The following is a 15373-nucleotide window of genomic DNA, read 5'->3' as shown; positions in this document are numbered from 1 at the left end:
GATCTGCCTCAATGTCGCGAACTCGTCAGAGGTGTATCGAGGCGGAAACGAACCCGTGGAGGCGATTATGACGAAACTTTCTCTTTTCACTGCATTTCTCGCACCCCTTGCCCCGGCCGTGGCTTTCGCCGACGCTCCGAGCGGCTATGGAGAGGGATATTATGGTCATCCCATGATGTGGGGCGACGGTTACGGCTTCTTCGGTGTCGGCATGATGGTGGTATTCTGGGGGGTACTCATTCTCCTTGCCGTACTTGCCGTGCGCTGGTTCACGGAACGCGGACCGGGCCGGAGCCAGAACACCGCGCTCGACATTCTCAAGGAACGTCTCGCGAAGGGGGAAATCGACCCCGAGGAATATCAGGCCCGCCGTAAGGCGCTCGAAGAATGACCGGGCTGCGCGCGGGGATCGCGACGGATCGCATGGAACGCAGGACCGTTTCACGCTATTCCTGAGCCCATGCTCGCCATCCTCGCTGACAGAACTTATCGCCATCTCTTCGCCGCGCAGATCGTAGCGCTTCTGGGCACCGGGCTCGCCACGGTTGCGCTCGGGCTGCTGGCCTATGATCTGGCGGGGAACAAAGCGGGGATGGTGCTGGGCACGGTCTTCACGATCAAGATGGTCGCCTATGTCGGGATCGCACCGGTGGCAGGCGCCTTCGCCGACAGGGTGAATCGGCGGTCGCTTCTGGTCACGCTCGACCTCGTCCGGGCCTGCGCGGCGCTGGCGCTGCCGTTCGTGACCGAGGTCTGGCAAGTCTATGTGCTGATCTTCCTTCTCCAATCGGCCTCCGCCGCCTTCACCCCGACATTTCAGGCGACGCTGCCGGATGTGCTGCCGGAAGAAGAGCGCTACACTCGCGCGCTGTCGCTGTCGCGCCTGGCCTACGACCTCGAGAATATCGTAAGCCCGACGCTCGCGGCGCTGCTGCTTGCGGTGATGAGCTATAACAGCCTGTTTCTCGGCACGGTCGCGGGGTTCGCGGGTTCGGCGCTGCTGGTTGTGTCCGTGATCCTGCCGAGCCCGCAGGCGGTCACCCGGCGCGGCATCTACGACCGGACCACACGCGGCATCCGGATCTACCTTGCGACGCCACGGCTGCGGGGACTTCTGGCGGTGAACCTCGCCGCCGCTGCGGCGGGTGCGATGGTGCTGGTGAACTCGGTTGTGCTGGTACGCGGCGGGCTCCACCTGTCGGACAGCGATCTGGCCTGGACGATGTTCGCCTTTGGGGCGGGGTCGATGCTGGCGGCCCTCGGCCTGCCCCGTATCCTTGAAAGCATAGCGGACCGCCCGGTGATGCTGTCGGGCGCAGGCGTGATGATCGGCGCGCTTCTCGGCCTTGCCTTGGCAATCTCTACGGCCGGGCTGAGCTGGCCCCTGCTTCTCGCAGCATGGCTGGCGACGGGCTTGGGCTATTCGGCCGTGCTCACTCCGTCGGGCCGATTGCTGCGACGCTCCGCGCATCCCGAGGACCGCCCGGCCCTCTTTGCGGCGCACTTCGCGCTGAGCCATGCCTGCTGGCTGGTGACCTATCCGCTCTCCGGCTGGCTGATGACGGAGTTCGGCGCGGTCCCGGCATTGCTCGGTCTCTCGGGCGTGGCGCTGCTCGGGCTGGCCGTCGCGCTGCGCGTCTGGCCCTCCGGCGATCCGGTCTCGCTGGAGCATCGCCACGACAATCTCGCGCCGGATCACCCGCATCTGCAGGGCCAACGCACCCATCGCCATCCGCTGGTGATCGACGACCTCCACCCGCATTGGGGCAGTCGGTTCTGAGGCTCAATCGGCCAGCTTGATCGGCCCGCGCTCGGGATAGAGATCGCCGGGTCCGGGGTTTTCCTCGGGGCTGCGTCCGCCGAGATGCGTCATGATCCCCCACACCGCGTTGAGCGATGTCTGCACCGCGCCCTCGACCCAGGCGGGAGTCCAGCTGACACCGTCCCCGGCGAGGAAGACGCCCCTCTGGCTCGCCGCCATGCCTTGTTGCATGAAGTGGCCGTAAATGCGGTGGTTGTAGCGGTAGTGACCCGGCAGCGCGCCCTTGAAAGCCCCGAGGAAGTTTTCGTCCGCCTCCCAGCTCACGCAGATCGGCTGGCCGCGGATATGCGAGGCAATGTCGACGCCGGGGTAGATTTTGCCAAGCGCCTGCAGCGACAGCTCGACCCGGCGTTCCGCACTGAGCGGCAGCACCTTGAGCGCGTCGCTCATCCAGGCGTAGCTGAGGCAGATCACGCCGGGGCGGTCGGGCCCGTTATCAAAGAAATAGGTGCCGCGCGTCAGTCTGTCGGTCAGCGTCATCGACATCAGCGGTTCGCCGGTTTCCGGGTCGATGTCGTTCCAGAACGGCCGGTCGACCATGACGAAGGTCTTCGCGGCCTGCATGTAGCGGGTCCGGTCAAGCGCCATCCACATCTTCTGATCGAACAGGTCCTCTTCGGTCTCGATCGCCGTCGTCAGCAAGTGCGTCTGGCACGTCGCGAGCACCGCGGCATAGTCGTCCTCGTTGCCCCACTGGTCGCGCAGCCGGATCATCTCTCCGGCGCGGCTCAGCGCGGTCGCCCGGCTGCGCGTCGCGCCGCCATGCAGGCTCGCGAGCGTCGTACCCTCGGGCCAATGCGCGCAGGCCGGCGCCGCGTTCCACAGGCGATGCAGGACAGACTCCACCCCTCCCACGATATAGCGCTGGTCATCGTCAAGCCCGAGCAGATTTACCCGCAGGATCTCCAGCATCGAGTTCGGGAAGTCCGAATCCCAGCCGCCGGTGCCGAACCCGACCTGACCGAAAATCTCACGATGGGAGAAATCGAGCTTTTGGAACGCCTCCGAATGGGCAACGAAATCGTAGAAGGTGCGCTCGTCCCAATCTTTGACAAGCGGATCCCAGATCGCCTTGATCGCGGCCACATCCTTGGCGCGCACCGCGGCTTGCAGGTCGGGGAAGGCCGCCTGACTGCGCAGCGCTTCGTCATAGGCTTGCGCGATCTGGTGGAACCCCTCGGGCAGGTCGTCGAGGCTGCGTGCGAAATGCCGTTCGCCTTCAAGCTCGATGACGGTCGATCCGGCGGCGGGCGTCAGCGGGTTCGGAAAGGGGCGGCTCTCGCATCCGACAAGATCGACGTAATGGTAGAACCCCCGCGAGGACACGGGAAAGCGCATCCCGCCAAGCTCCGCGACGACCCCGTCCGTCCCTTCGAAGCTCTGCGAACGCAACCGCCCGCCGAATTGCGAGGACTCGTAGACCACTGGCCGCAGACCGAGCTTCATCAATTCGTAGGCCGCGATGACCCCGGCCGCCCCGGCGCCGATGATGGCGACCGGCGCGCCCAGCACATCCTTGGGCAGCGTACCGATACCCGCGGGGTGACTGATCCAGTCCTCGTAGGAAAAGGGAAAATCCGGGCCGAAGGCTGTCAGTTCCTGCATCGCTGTCTCCTGTTGCGCCAAACCTCACCGTCGCCGACCGCAGCGGTAGAGAACACCTCCACGAGAATATCGGCCTGTGCAAGCGAGTAGCAGTTTTTCCGCCGCCCTTGCGAGGACTTCTCGGGGCAGACCTTCAACATCCCGAGATCGGTCGTGCGCGCTCAACCCGGATCGCGGTGTTGCGCCCGGCACAAGATGAAGGGCAGCGCGAGAGGCGTCGCGCTGCCCTATTTCGCATGAGTGGATCGGGGCTGCCCGGAGTGTCAGCCCGGCGGTGCCATTGGGCCTGCGGCCTTGACGGCGGCGATGTAGCCGGGCTGCGCCTGCAGGGCGCTCCAGTAGGCGCCGACCTTGGGATGCTCTCCCAGCAGATCGAGCCGCGCCAGCAAGGCGATGACATAGGACATCTGGATATCGGCCAACATCGCCCTCTCACCGAAGAGCATTGGCCCGGTACCGATCGTCCGCCCGATGAAATTGAGATGGGAATTGAGCGCCGCCTGCGCCTCTGCGGGCACCGGCTTGCCCCGGAAGGCGGGCAGGACCGCCCGAAGCGCAACTTCGGCAAACGAGCTTTCGACATAATCCAGCAGCTCTTCGTGCTGCCAGAATTCCGGCGTACCACGCGGCGGCGTATGGGTCTCGTCACCGTATTTCGCGACGAGGTAACGCAGGATCGTCGCGGATTCCGCGAGTATCCGGTTGCCGTCCTCGATCACCGGCGACTTGCCCAGCGGGTGAACCCGCGACAGGGCCTCCGGCGCGCGAAAATTCTCGGTGCGCTGATAATCGACCCGGTGGCAGGGCTCGCCCAGATCGGCGAGCAGCCACAGCACCCGGGTCGCGCGGGAATAGTGCAGGGCGTGAAGGGTGATCATGGCAGGAACACCGCTTTTGCGTTGACGAATTCCTTCATGCCGAAGCCGCCATGCTCGCGGCCGTAGCCCGAATCCTTGACGCCTCCGAAGGGCATGTTCGGATCGGCAGTCCCGAAAGAGTTGATCCGCACCATCCCGGTGTCGAAGTGATCGCGAGCGAGCTTGAGCGCACGGTCTTTGTCCTTGCTGAAGATCCCGCCGCCAAGGCCATATCGGCTGTCATTGGCGATGCGCATCGCGTCCTCGTCATCCTTGGCGCGGATCACCGCTGCGACGGGGCCGAAAATCTCGTCGTCATAGGCGGGCATCCCGGGAGCCACATCGACCAGCACCGTCGCGGGGTAGTAGGCGCCGGTGATATCCGGGACCTCGCCGCCGCAAAGCGCCTTCGCCCCTTTGGCGAGGCTCTGTTCCACCTGCTCCTTGACCATCGCGAACTGGTCGTCGCTCGAAAGCGGACCAAGCTGGACGTCGTCCTTGGTGGGATCGCCCATCTTGATCGACTTCATCTGCTCCACGAAGGCCTCGACGAACGCGTCATAGACCTTGTCCGCGACGATGAACCGTTTCGCCGAGACGCAGGTTTCGCCGTTATTGTACAGCCGCCCCATCACGGAGAATTTCACCGCCGTTTCGATATCGGCATCTTCCAGCACGAGGTAGGCATCGTTGGAGCCCAGCTCCAGCACGGTCTTCTTCAGTGACTTCGAGGCGACGCTTCCGACGTGGCGGCCCGCGCTGTCGCTGCCGGTCAGGGTCACACCGCGCACCTTGGGATGCGCGATCAATTTGTCGCTGGTGTCGTGGTCGATCAAAATGACCTGGAAGAGGTCCTCGGGCAGCCCTGCCTCGATACACAAGTCGCGCAGGCGCAGGCCCGAGCCGGTGCAGATACTGGCATGTTTGAGTACGCAGGCATTGCCCGCCATCAGGTTCGCCGCGAGCACCCGGATCGGCTGGTAAAGCGGGAAGTTCCACGGCTGGATCGAGTAGATCACGCCGATCGGCTGGTAGGTCACGACACCGCGCGATCCCTCTGTGCCGTGGGTCCGCTCCTCGTCGGCCAGCGCGTCGGGGCCGGTCTTCGCGGTATAGTCGAGGATCGCGGCACAGATCTCGACTTCGGCCTTGCCGTCCTTCAGCAGCTTGCCGGTCTCGCGCGTCATCAGCGCGGCCAGCTCATCCGCGTTCTCGCGGAGCTTTTCTGCGATCTTGGTCAGGTAGGGCGCGCGCTCGGCGGGCGTCCGCGCGCGCCAATCCAGAAAGGCGGAGTGCGCGGCCTCGACCTTCTCGAAGGCCTCGGCCTCGCTCATCAGAGGATAGGTCTTGATCGTCTCGCCCGTTGCGGGGTTGGTGGTGGTGATCGTTGACATGGGGACTCCTTCGATTTCAAAGGGGCCAACTTTCGCCGCGGGCAGGAGTTCCAGCGCCCCTCGCGGAAGCGCAGGCTTTCGCGGGCCTCACCGGTCAAATCCCCCCGCACAGATGTGCGGGCCACCGATATGCGCCAGTCGCTCGCGGCAATGCCGGACACGCGAACCGACAAGACGTCGCGTCGCACGCGGTCGCCGCGCGGGCGCCCCGCTCTATCTGGCAAGGCAAGCGCGGACGGTGCGGGCGCAATCTCCCGGAGCTCCGTTCGCGACCCGACCCGAGTTTTCACCCCAAATCAGGCATCTGGAGATCGACATGGCGACCACTGGCAAACAACTGTTCACGACGCTGGAGGCGGACGGCACACTCACCGTCGCGATCGAGGACGTGGATTTCCCCGACCCGACCGGCAATCAGGTTCTCGTCAAAATGGAGGCGGCTCCGATCAACCCCTCAGACCTCGCCATCCTCGTGGGCGCGGCGGATATGGAGAACGCCGCGTATTCCCCCGGCAAATTCGTGGCCAAGATGCCCGAGCCGTTCAACGCGGGCTCGAAAGCGCGGCACGGTCTGAAGCTGCCCGCGGGCAACGAGGGCGCAGGCACGGTCGTCGCAACCGGCGACAGCGACGCGGCGAAAGCGCTTATGGGGCAGCGCGTCTCCTGCGTGCCGGGCAACGCCTACAGCCAGTATTGCATCGCCGATGCGGAGATGTGCCTGCCGCTGGGCGATCATTCCTCCGAAGATGGCGCGAGCGCCTTCGTCAATCCGATGACCGCGCTCGGCTTCGTCGAGAACGCCAAGATGGACGGGCAGGATGCGATCCTGCACACGGTTGGCGCGTCGAACCTCGGACAGATGTTGACGCGCATCTGTCAGGAGGACGGTCTCGGTCTGGTGAATATCGTTCGCAAGGACGATCAGGTCGATCTGCTCAAGAAGATCGGCTCCACCCATGTCGTGAACTCGTCGAATGACGATTTCATGGAACAGCTGCGCGATGCGATCGACGACACCGGAGCCTTCTACGGCTTCGATCCGATCGGCGGCGGCCATGCGGTCGACAACGCCTTCAAGGCGATGGAGCAGGTCGCGGTGAGCCGGATGACGGAATATTCGCGCTACGGCTCGAACCAGCCGAAGCGGATGTTCATTTACGGACGTCTCGACACCGGCCCGACGACCCTCTCGCCGAGCTACGGCTTCGGTTGGACGCTCTCGGGCTGGCTGCTGTTTCCGTTCCTGCAATCGGCCGGGCAAGAAACCGTCGCGCGGATGCGCAAGCGGGTGCGCGACAATCTCACGACCACCTTCGCGAGCCATTACAAGACCCGCGTCAATCTCGACGAGATGCTGACGAAAGAGGCCGTGACCGATTACCGGAAAATGAAGACCGGCGAGAAATACCTCGTGACCCCCTGGTCCTGAGCCTCTGATCCTGACGATGCGTCGCCGGAGTAGCCCTGATCCGATCGGGGTCGCTTCGGCGTCGAACAAATGAGGGTTAGATCGTATTCTGCCTTGCGCGCGCTCCGCATCAGCTCGAATTGTCGAGAATGTCGCGAGGCAATCCGAGCACGAGCGCGATCGCCGCCAGTTTCAGCGCGCAGGGCACGAGCGCATAGCTGACATTGAGCGCCGAGAGCGCCGCGCCGGTGTTGCCTGCGCCGGGCTCGTATCCGAAATATTGAAGCAGCGGCAACACGGTTCCGGCGGCGATCGCCAAAGTCGCCTTGGCGCTGAAATTCCAGATCCCGAACGCCTGCCCCGCTTGCAGCCCCGCACGCGACAGCGCTGACGCGAAAAGCGCCGATAGAATCACCATATCCGCTCCGAGCGCGACACCGGACCCGATACAGATCGCCGCGAACGGTAAAGCGGCCCCGGTCGGCAGGCTGAAGGCGCCGACGAAGCTCACGATTGCAAGAACCATCGCGACCAGCAGCACCCGGCGGGCGCCGAACCGTCTGGCGAGACGTCCCCATAGAGGGGCACTCGCCCCGGCGGCTATGAAGAACAGGATAAGAAATGGTCCTGCCAAGTCCGGCAAGCCAAGCCGGTCCCCCACGAAGAACAGAAACAGCGTCGATGTCACGGCCACCGGCAGGCTGTTGACGAAGGCCAGCAGCAAGAGCCAACCTGCGCCTGACCCGATGAGTCCCCGCCAGTTCAACCGCGTCGAGGCGAGTTGCGTCTTGCGCCAAAGCGGCCGCGCCAACGCGACCGCGATCAACGACAACAGCGCGATCAGCCAGCCGAAAGGCCGGTAGCCATCCGATTGATCGTGGAGCGTCGAAAGCAGCGCCGGCGCGATCGCGCCGAGCGTCACCCCGATCAGAACGCCGGTTTCGCGCCAGCCGGCGAGGCTCAGCTGCGACTGGGTCCGCCCCGATCCGGCGAAAGCGGCGCTCTGGCCGTAGATCAGGATCGTCCCGAGGCTATACCCCGTGAACGCGACGACAAGCCCCCCGGTCAGCCAAAGCGCGGGACTTCCCTGCACTGGCAGAGAAAAGACCGCGACACAGCCCGCCGCCAGCAGCGCCATCGCGAGGGCCGCGAACCCCGAGCGGTACTGCGCCCAGCGGTCTGTCATCCACCCCAAGAGCGGATCCTGCAGGAAATCCACGATACGGATCAGCAGCAGGATCGCCCCGACCTGACCGAGCGACAGGCCAAGTCGCGTGGCCGCAAAACTCGGCAGGTGGATGTAGATCGGGATGCTCGCCGTCGCGAGCGCCATCGCGAGAAACCCCACGCGCCAAAAGTCCCTTGGCTGATCCACCGGCATCACGCTCATCGGGCGCGCGGCCCCGTCAGCCTGACGAAGAGCCAGACGATACCGGGGCGCAGCTTCAGAAAGATACGGTAGGCCAGTTCGAGGAGAGTCCTGACAATCGGCCATCGCGCGATGCGCGCCAGACCACGCCAGCGCGGAAGTTGCGCCCAGAGTTCTGCAAACGCGGTGGCCCCCGAGACGAGACGCCCATCCCGCGTCCGCACGTGAAACCGCGCCAGCGCGTCGTCCCGGTTCAGAGCGTCGGGCAGAGTCGCGCCCGGGTCGGAGAGATCGACGAACTCCAAAGCGTCCGCCCCCGGCGCTTCGCGATAGAGCCCGATTTCGGCACGACAAAGCGGGCACGCCCCGTCATAGAAGACGGTCGCCTTGCTTGTCGTATTCGTCGCGGATCGGCGCACGTTTCCCTCATCTTCAGCTTCGATGAGTGTTACGCGCCCGGAGAGTTCGAGGATCTTTCGCAGCAGGCTCGTTGGTTCCGGGAACGCGCATGTCCATCCGAAAGCGCCTCGGGGCAATTCATCGCCCCGCAGCAGAGCCACCAACGCTTGAAATACGCTCGCGATGCATCCGCCTGCTCAGGTTGCGACGGTCGCGCCCTGAGAACTAAGCTCGGAGGTTATCAGGCGAAAGCCGCGGACCGCGCGTAAAATTGGATCGCGAAGCGACGGCCTGAACGACCTGGAGGACCGCGACCCAACGGTTCTCATCTTGCGCCACACCCGTCGGAAGCCCCGCTTATTCGGCGGGCCTCTCCTCCAGATCCAACCGCATCGTCGCCATGCCCTGACGGCGGGACAGTTCCTCGTAGCCGGCCGAGAGATAGGCGTTGAAGGCCGGCGCGTTATCGAGCTCCACCTTCAGGGTCAGCGACAGCGCGCCGAGGTCTCGCGCCGCCTGTTCCACGTGCCCCGTCAGCTCTGCAGCCGCCCCGCCACGCGCCTCTTCGACGAGATAGACGTAGGTCAGGTGCCGCACCTCCGGCCCGATACCCTCGCGCAGCGCGAAGAAACCGACATCCCGCCCCGTCTCATCCTGAAGGTAGAACGAGACGTCCTGATGTTCTCCAAGCCACTTGCGATGCCATTCCATCTCGTCGAACGGAACTTTCGCATTGGGATTGAGCAGGGGAATTTCGGCGTCCGACAGCATCGCTGCCAAGGGGGCCAGATCGCGGTCGCGGTTGCGGCGCAGGGTGAGTGCCATATGTCCTTCCTTAGGCTGGGCCCGGCGCGCGCGCCGAGGTGGATCATGAAAGGTCGCGTGCCTGACACAGAAGCCCCTTGCGGGTCAACCGCAGCGCTCGCTGGACTAATCGCCGCGGTCACGACCCACGCCACGCAACAGCCGGCACGCGGTCGCCAGTATTCACCGCCATCCAGGTCTCGTCCATCGGCCAGGCTCTCGAGAGCCACGGCACGCCTATATGGCCGTAGAGAAACGAGAGCTGCCAACCCGCCTCGGAAGGCGAACGCTTCTTCTGAAGAAAAAGGTAAAGCGCGGCAGCGAGCCCGGTGCGATCCGCCCCCGCCTTGCAGTGAACCAGAACGGGCTTGGGCGCCCGCGCCATCGCCCCTTCGAGCGCCGCGAGGCGGATCGGGCTGAGGGTTTGATGGTCGGACATCTTGAAGTCGATCAATTCCAATCCAAGCCGTTCTGCCGCAGCCTTCTCCTGATCGTACCACGCCTGTCCCGGATGCGCTCCGCGCAGGTTCAGGACCGATCGTATGCCGTCCTTTTTCTTGTAGGCCTTCAGCCTCGCGGCGGTCGGTTGGTTCGAACGATAGAACTCTCCAGCCACCACGGTGTGGAAATTTCCGGTCACCTGCAAATACCCGAAATAGAGCACCAGCGCCGCGAGCGTCCCGACCAATACGGTGCCCACGATCCGCGCGATTTCGCGAAGTTTCATCGCCTCTGTCTCCGTTGCGGCCCCGGATGCGGGGCCGCTCTGCGATGGTTGGCGATCAATCCGCCTGCTCGGCGCCGCCGGCGTCTTTCTTGACACCCTGCGTCACCGCGGCAGAGCCCGGAAGCTGCAGGCTCACCTCGACCTGTTTCGCGGATTGCGCAGTGGTGTAGATCGAGTTCGGGTTCGCCCGCAGATGCCCCGGCTTGCCGCTGTCATCGACATGGATGCGGGCCGAGCCATTGGCGGGAACGGTCACGTCGGGGTGCAGGATGTAGGCCTCCTTCGCGCCGCTATCGGCGTCGGTGATGGTGTAGAAGAGGGTGAAGCCCCTCAGCGGTTTGGCACTGTCATTGACCAGCTGGATCTCGAGGTGATCGGGCGCGTCCGTATGGGTCGCGGGATCGACGTTGTTCTCGACCAGCAACTCTCCGATATGGAACGGCGCGGCAGTGCCACTGGGCTGGATCGGGCTTTGCGCGACCACCGGGTCCTTGTCGGCCAGATCGTTCTGCCCGTCGCCATCGGTATCGGGGTTTTGCGGATCGGTGTGCAGCAGCGGTTCGGCCATGTCGGGCACGCCATCCTTGTCGGTATCGGTCTGCGCGGCCTGAGCGCCGCCAGCGGCGAGCATCAGCAGCACGGTGAGGGTGGAAAGGGTCTTGTTCATCGTCAGGTCTCCTTGGTCAGACGGTCGGCACGGATCGGACGCAGCAGGACGAGCCCGCCGAGACCGAGGGTGAAGAGAATGAGGAACCAGGCATCGCCCTTCTTGTCGGCCCAGATCGGCCCGAGCGCTTTGCCGGTGTAGATGTCCTTGATTCCGAGCACCGCGAAGGTGAAGCGCTCGTAATGCTTGGTCACGGACGAGACCTCGATCCCGTTGCGGATGGTTTCGTAGGTGGCGAAGCCCTGCTTGATCTTGGTCTGCTCGGCTTTCGGGATCGAAAGCTGCGCGAAGACGCCGCCAGCCACCTGATTGTCCGGGTCCATCGTGTCGCCGATCTGCGGCGCGACGAGGACCACCAGCAGCCACAGCGCGAAGGCGTAGAGCAGCCCGCTCGCCGGGCTTTTCAGCCAGAGGCTCAGCCCGAAGCCCACCGCAAAGATCGCGCTAAGATAGAGCGTCGAAGCCCCCCAGGTGATCGCAAGGCGCAAGAGGTCATTCGCCCCGATCCCAATGCCCGAACCGAGCGCGAGCACCACTGCGCAGAGCGCGAAGACGCAAGCCAGCGCCGCCCCCATCAGCCCGGCCCCGCCCAGCAGCTTCGCGGCGAGGAACTGCCAGTTCGAGAGCGGCCGCGTCAGGATCAGCGCCAACGTCTGGCGTCCGCGCTCTTCGACGGCGGCGCGGTAGCCCGCGATCAGCGCGATCACGGCGCCCATGATCTCGATCTGCTCGATCGTCCCGCGCATCAGCTTCAGCGGATAGAACTCTGGCGCCGCGATCGAACCGAGGCTTTTGCCGAGCGCCAGCAGCTGCTGTTTCGCGGCCATGTAGGTGGCGACATCGGTGCGCATCGCGACCGTCCCGGTGATCAGCGAGATCAGTGCGGCGGCGACGAGCGCCAGCGTCGCGGCGAGCAGGAAACGGTCGCGCAGCGCGATCCGCGCGTCCTTGAGCGCAACGGTGGAGATTGCGGATAGATCAGGCATCGGGGCCTCCCTTCGTCATGTCGAGCTTGAGGCAGCCACGCAGCGCATAGAGGCCGGAGCCCGCAGCGAAGAGCATCATCACGACCAGCGGCGGCACGGGACCGCGCGGCGGCAGACCGTCGGGCAGGTAACCCATCAGCTCCGCTCCGAGATACTTGTAGGCTTCGGCCAGCGAGAACGGCCCGAGCAGGTTTGCGGAGAGGTCGAAGATCGCGGATTGCGGGGCGGGTGCGAGGGCCGAGATCGGGTTGATCGCAGCGGTGGGCAGGATGTTTCCGGTCAGCGCAGGCCAGACGAAGGTCAGCACCAGCCACACCACCGTCGGCACCATCAGACCCACGGTTTCGCTGCGCGCGCGCGCCGAAGCACCGATCGCGATCAGCCCGAAGGTCATCATGTAGAGCCAGCCCAGAGAGAAGAACGCAGCCAGCCGCGCCCAATCCCCTGCGGCGAGATGAACCGAAGGCAGGATGACGAGGGTCGCGGCGCCCACTACGCCCGCAAGCGCGGCCAGTCCGCCGACGGCCAGAGCGAGTGCCGAGACCTTGCCTCGCGCGTAATCGAGCCGCTCCAGCGGGCGCGCGCCGATCAGCGGCAGCACGCCGGCCTGGCGGTCGGTCTCGACCATCCGGTAGCCGATCACGATGGCCGAAAAGGCGCCAATCAGGCTGATATAGATCGTGAGGTTGCGCAGCAGCGCCAGCGGTGAGCCTTGCGTAACCGGGTTTGGCGGCACCGGCTTGCCATTGGCTTCGAACCAATGCGTGGCGCTGGCGTAGATTGCGTCGACCGTCGAGGTCGCGGACCAGCCGAGATAGGCGGAGACCAGCACCAGCGCGGCGAACAGCGCGGCCACCAGCGCGATCGTCCGCTCGCGTGCAAGCGTGGCAAGCGCGTGGCGGCGCAGGATCGTGGAAGGTGTCATGCCGCGACCTCGCGATCCGGCACCACCGAGAGGTAAAGCTCCTCGAGGGCCTCTTCCGAGCCGTAGCGCGCGTTCACCGTTTCGATCGTGTCGTGGAAGACCAGCTGCCCATGCGAAAGAACGCCGATGGAGGAACACGACCGCGCCACCTCGCTCAGCAGGTGGGTGTTCATGAAGATCGTCATGCCCTGCGCGTTCAACCGCTCGAGCACCTCGCGCAGTTGGCGCACCCCCATCGGGTCGAGCCCCGAGGTCGGCTCGTCGAGGAACAGGACCTGCGGACGGTGGACGATGGCCTGGGCCAAGCCGACCCGCTGGCGCATCCCCTTGGAAAAGGTCGCGATCCGGCGGTCGGCGAGATCGGTGATGCCGAGGAACTCCATCACCTCCTCGACGCGGTCGCGGGCATCCTCGATCCGCGAGAGCGCCGCGAAGAAGCGCAGGTTCTCGCGCGTGGTGAGCGTGTCGTAGAGGCGGACGTTCTCGGGCAGGTAGCCGATGGCGCGGCGCAGCGCGATGCGGTTATGCGCGAGGTCACACCCGGCAACGCTCGCCGTGCCGCCGCTGGGCTCCATGAGCGTCGTCAGTAGCCGGATCGTCGTGGTCTTGCCCGCGCCGTTATGGCCGAGAAATCCGAAGATCTCGCCACGTCCGATATCGAGATCGAGCGGCTGGAGCGCGGTGAAATCGCCGTAGCGCAGGGTAAGTCCCCGCGTGCTCACGGCCAGTGTGTCTGTTTGCATCTCTGGGCACCTCCTTTTGATGTTGAGAGGAAATTGCCCGTCGCGATCCGGATCGACTTCGACAGTTTCTTACAAATCGGTGAGAAGCTGGATTACCGGCTTGGCCCAGACGAAAAACCCTCCGCCCCGGACGGACGGGACGGAGGGCCACGCGGCGTACGATCTGGAAAGGGAATCAGATGCGCCTGCGTTTCACGGTCATCGCGGCGACGGTGATTGCGATGACGGCGAGGAAGCCGAGGCTGGTGGGAATGGTGCCGAAGCCCAGCCCGCCATAATCGGTCGGTTGCGAGAGAAGATCGCCGAAGGACGCACCCAGCGGGCGGGTGAAGATATAGCAGAGCCAGAACGCCCAGAGCCCGCCCAGATTGAAGGTGACATACCCCACGGTGAGCGACGCGATGATCAGCCCGAAGAGGATGCCGGTCGCGAGATAGCCTATCCCGGACTGCTCGGAGATCAGATCGCCGACCGCCGTGCCAAGCGCGAAGGTGAACAGGATCGCGAGCCAGTAGAACCCTTCGCGCCGGGCGGTGTAGACCTCATGAATCGAGAGCGTGCGCTCGGAGGCGAACCACGCCGCGAAGGTCGCGCCCAGCAGAATGGTGAACCCGATCGTCGAGTCGATCAGCGGAATCCCGAGATTGTCGGTCATGTTGTCGGTGATCAGCGTCCCCACGATCGAGATCAGCACCACCGCCGACCAGTAGACTGCAGGCACGTAGCGGCGCTGCGCGAATTGCCAGCGGATCACCAAGGCGAGGATCGCAGTCATAAGGATCGTCGTCGCGGTCAGGCCGAAACCGAGATTGACGGCCAGAAAGTCGGCCGCCGTCTCGCCCATCGTCACCGCCATCAGTTTGATGAGCCAAAACCCCGGCGTGACCTCGGGAACGCGGCTGACCGGGTTGGTCAACTCTTCGTCGGGGTAGATGAAAGTCTGTTGATAGCTCATGTTGCGCCTCAGTCGTTCAGCATTGCCAGCGCCTGCGCCGAGAACGCATCGGCGCGGGTATCGTCGTCGGCGTTGCAGCGCTCGAGCGCTTTCGCCTGAAGGTCGGAAACCGCTTGCGGCGCGGTTTTGCCGCCGAGCGTGTCGCGCAACTGCCCGATCATCGCCTCGCAGGGCAGCGCATGGCCGGTCTTGTCGGTCACCGCGATGCCCGCGACTTTCTGCACAGCCCCGACTTCCGAGGGCACCGGATCGGCAAGCGCGGTCTGCAAGCCGTTAAGGCTCTCCATCACGGTTTTCGAATCCGGCGACTTCGTGCGCAGCGCGGCGAAAGCCTTGTCCGCCGCACCGTCGATCACGCCCCAAGCGGAAGGATCGGCCTTGCGCAGCTTGGCCGCGTTCTTGTCCCAAAGGGTCTCCAGATCGGTGATGCGTTTCTCCGCAGCGGTGAACTCGCCTTTCTTGGCAAGCGTCTGTGTATCGCTCACGATCGTCTCGTAAGGGCTCATATCGCCGAGGCTTGCAGCTTGCGCCGCGGAAGCGCCCGGCCCTCCCGTATTCATGGCCATTTCGACCATTGAAAATGACGCGACCGGCACCGCGATGAGCGCGGCGGAAAGAAGCAGGTTTCGCATAAGGTCCTCATTGCTTGCGATGCATCCGCACCGATGCCGCCAGCAATCGCCTGCAGAAGGACGAAGCGTTTTGCTCCCAT

The 15373-nt window shown here is 64.7% G+C and carries 16 protein-coding genes; 3 read left to right on the top strand and 13 right to left on the bottom strand.

What is annotated here, in order from left to right; genetic code table 11:
* Positions 1-67: 67 nt before the first annotated feature.
* Entirely contained in the window at positions 68-391 is a 324-nt protein-coding gene (locus tag B6V72_RS11130) for an SHOCT domain-containing protein (protein ID WP_075777576.1), read from the top strand.
* Positions 392-460: 69 nt separating this feature from the next.
* The gene (locus tag B6V72_RS11125) at positions 461-1780 is read left to right on the top strand and encodes an MFS transporter (protein ID WP_088735566.1); all 1320 of its coding nucleotides are present in this window, start codon (positions 461-463) and stop codon (positions 1778-1780) included.
* Between the two features lie 3 nt (positions 1781-1783).
* Here the strand turns inward: B6V72_RS11125 and B6V72_RS11120 are convergent, their stop codons facing one another.
* The 3 genes from B6V72_RS11120 to B6V72_RS11110 form a co-directional block, all read right to left on the bottom strand.
* Positions 1784-3427 (bottom strand): NAD(P)/FAD-dependent oxidoreductase, encoded by a 1644-nt coding sequence (locus tag B6V72_RS11120; protein WP_088735565.1) that lies wholly within the window; start codon positions 3425-3427, stop codon positions 1784-1786.
* Positions 3428-3690: 263 nt separating this feature from the next.
* Positions 3691-4305 (bottom strand): glutathione S-transferase, encoded by a 615-nt coding sequence (locus B6V72_RS11115; RefSeq protein WP_075777573.1) that lies wholly within the window; start codon positions 4303-4305, stop codon positions 3691-3693.
* Complete coding sequence (locus tag B6V72_RS11110; protein WP_088735564.1) at positions 4302-5678, bottom strand: NAD-dependent succinate-semialdehyde dehydrogenase; 1377 nt, start codon at positions 5676-5678, stop codon at positions 4302-4304. Before B6V72_RS11110 ends, B6V72_RS11115 begins: the two co-directional genes overlap by 4 nt.
* 316 nt (positions 5679-5994) lie before the next feature.
* Here B6V72_RS11110 and B6V72_RS11105 point away from each other — a divergent pair, with 316 nt between their 5' ends.
* On the top strand, positions 5995-7107 hold the full coding sequence (locus B6V72_RS11105) for a zinc-binding dehydrogenase (RefSeq protein WP_088735563.1): 1113 nt from the start codon (positions 5995-5997) through the stop codon (positions 7105-7107).
* A gap of 109 nt (positions 7108-7216) precedes the next feature.
* Here B6V72_RS11105 and B6V72_RS11100 read toward each other — a convergent pair whose 3' ends face one another.
* The 10 genes from B6V72_RS11100 to B6V72_RS11055 all read right to left on the bottom strand — a co-directional run bounded on the left by B6V72_RS11100 (position 7217) and on the right by B6V72_RS11055 (position 15146).
* A complete protein-coding gene (locus tag B6V72_RS11100; protein WP_240497718.1) occupies positions 7217-8476 on the bottom strand; it encodes an MFS transporter in 1260 nt (419 codons plus the stop codon).
* Complete coding sequence (locus tag B6V72_RS11095) at positions 8473-8874, bottom strand: DUF393 domain-containing protein (RefSeq protein ID WP_088735562.1); 402 nt, start codon at positions 8872-8874, stop codon at positions 8473-8475. Before B6V72_RS11095 ends, B6V72_RS11100 begins: the two co-directional genes overlap by 4 nt.
* A gap of 337 nt (positions 8875-9211) precedes the next feature.
* Positions 9212-9679: a GNAT family N-acetyltransferase gene (locus B6V72_RS11090; protein ID WP_075777570.1), complete on the bottom strand. Its 468-nt coding sequence runs from the start codon at positions 9677-9679 to the stop codon at positions 9212-9214.
* Between the two features lie 118 nt (positions 9680-9797).
* Complete coding sequence (locus tag B6V72_RS11085; RefSeq protein WP_088735561.1) at positions 9798-10385, bottom strand: tyrosine-protein phosphatase; 588 nt, start codon at positions 10383-10385, stop codon at positions 9798-9800.
* A gap of 55 nt (positions 10386-10440) precedes the next feature.
* Complete coding sequence (locus B6V72_RS11080) at positions 10441-11052, bottom strand: hypothetical protein (RefSeq protein ID WP_088735560.1); 612 nt, start codon at positions 11050-11052, stop codon at positions 10441-10443.
* A 2-nt stretch (positions 11053-11054) separates the two neighbouring features.
* Positions 11055-12038, bottom strand: coding sequence for an ABC transporter permease (locus B6V72_RS11075; protein ID WP_075777568.1), 984 nt, complete (start codon positions 12036-12038; stop codon positions 11055-11057).
* Positions 12031-12963: an ABC transporter permease subunit gene (locus B6V72_RS11070; protein ID WP_088735559.1), complete on the bottom strand. Its 933-nt coding sequence runs from the start codon at positions 12961-12963 to the stop codon at positions 12031-12033. The genes B6V72_RS11075 and B6V72_RS11070 overlap by 8 nt, the downstream gene beginning before the upstream one ends.
* The gene (locus B6V72_RS11065) at positions 12960-13706 is read right to left on the bottom strand and encodes an ABC transporter ATP-binding protein (RefSeq protein ID WP_077701418.1); all 747 of its coding nucleotides are present in this window, start codon (positions 13704-13706) and stop codon (positions 12960-12962) included. The genes B6V72_RS11070 and B6V72_RS11065 overlap by 4 nt, the downstream gene beginning before the upstream one ends.
* A 175-nt stretch (positions 13707-13881) precedes the next feature.
* Positions 13882-14661 (bottom strand): hypothetical protein, encoded by a 780-nt coding sequence (locus tag B6V72_RS11060; RefSeq protein WP_088735558.1) that lies wholly within the window; start codon positions 14659-14661, stop codon positions 13882-13884.
* A gap of 8 nt (positions 14662-14669) precedes the next feature.
* A complete protein-coding gene (locus B6V72_RS11055) occupies positions 14670-15146 on the bottom strand; it encodes a hypothetical protein (RefSeq protein ID WP_141104914.1) in 477 nt (158 codons plus the stop codon).
* Positions 15147-15373: the final 227 nt, after the last annotated feature.

Origin of the sequence: Thioclava sp. F34-6 (assembly GCF_002213235.1) — a bacterium.
GTDB classification, from domain to species: domain Bacteria; phylum Pseudomonadota; class Alphaproteobacteria; order Rhodobacterales; family Rhodobacteraceae; genus Thioclava; species Thioclava nitratireducens.
This window is presented reverse-complemented; position numbering and strand designations above follow the sequence as displayed.

What these genes read in the sequence shown, in the direction of transcription:
- B6V72_RS11065 (WP_077701418.1), bottom strand. Translation starts at nt 13,706, where the DNA reads ATGCAAACAGACACACTGGCCGTGAGCACGCGGGGACTTACCCTGCGC.
- B6V72_RS11130 (WP_075777576.1), top strand. Translation starts at nt 68, where the DNA reads ATGACGAAACTTTCTCTTTTCACTGCATTTCTCGCACCCCTTGCCCCG.
- B6V72_RS11125 (WP_088735566.1), top strand. Translation starts at nt 461, where the DNA reads ATGCTCGCCATCCTCGCTGACAGAACTTATCGCCATCTCTTCGCCGCG.
- B6V72_RS11120 (WP_088735565.1), bottom strand. Translation starts at nt 3,427, where the DNA reads ATGCAGGAACTGACAGCCTTCGGCCCGGATTTTCCCTTTTCCTACGAG.
- B6V72_RS11115 (WP_075777573.1), bottom strand. Translation starts at nt 4,305, where the DNA reads ATGATCACCCTTCACGCCCTGCACTATTCCCGCGCGACCCGGGTGCTG.
- B6V72_RS11090 (WP_075777570.1), bottom strand. Translation starts at nt 9,679, where the DNA reads ATGGCACTCACCCTGCGCCGCAACCGCGACCGCGATCTGGCCCCCTTG.
- B6V72_RS11085 (WP_088735561.1), bottom strand. Translation starts at nt 10,385, where the DNA reads ATGAAACTTCGCGAAATCGCGCGGATCGTGGGCACCGTATTGGTCGGG.
- B6V72_RS11110 (WP_088735564.1), bottom strand. Translation starts at nt 5,678, where the DNA reads ATGTCAACGATCACCACCACCAACCCCGCAACGGGCGAGACGATCAAG.
- B6V72_RS11100 (WP_240497718.1), bottom strand. Translation starts at nt 8,476, where the DNA reads ATGAGCGTGATGCCGGTGGATCAGCCAAGGGACTTTTGGCGCGTGGGG.
- B6V72_RS11070 (WP_088735559.1), bottom strand. Translation starts at nt 12,963, where the DNA reads ATGACACCTTCCACGATCCTGCGCCGCCACGCGCTTGCCACGCTTGCA.
- B6V72_RS11105 (WP_088735563.1), top strand. Translation starts at nt 5,995, where the DNA reads ATGGCGACCACTGGCAAACAACTGTTCACGACGCTGGAGGCGGACGGC.
- B6V72_RS11080 (WP_088735560.1), bottom strand. Translation starts at nt 11,052, where the DNA reads ATGAACAAGACCCTTTCCACCCTCACCGTGCTGCTGATGCTCGCCGCT.
- B6V72_RS11060 (WP_088735558.1), bottom strand. Translation starts at nt 14,661, where the DNA reads ATGAGCTATCAACAGACTTTCATCTACCCCGACGAAGAGTTGACCAAC.
- B6V72_RS11075 (WP_075777568.1), bottom strand. Translation starts at nt 12,038, where the DNA reads ATGCCTGATCTATCCGCAATCTCCACCGTTGCGCTCAAGGACGCGCGG.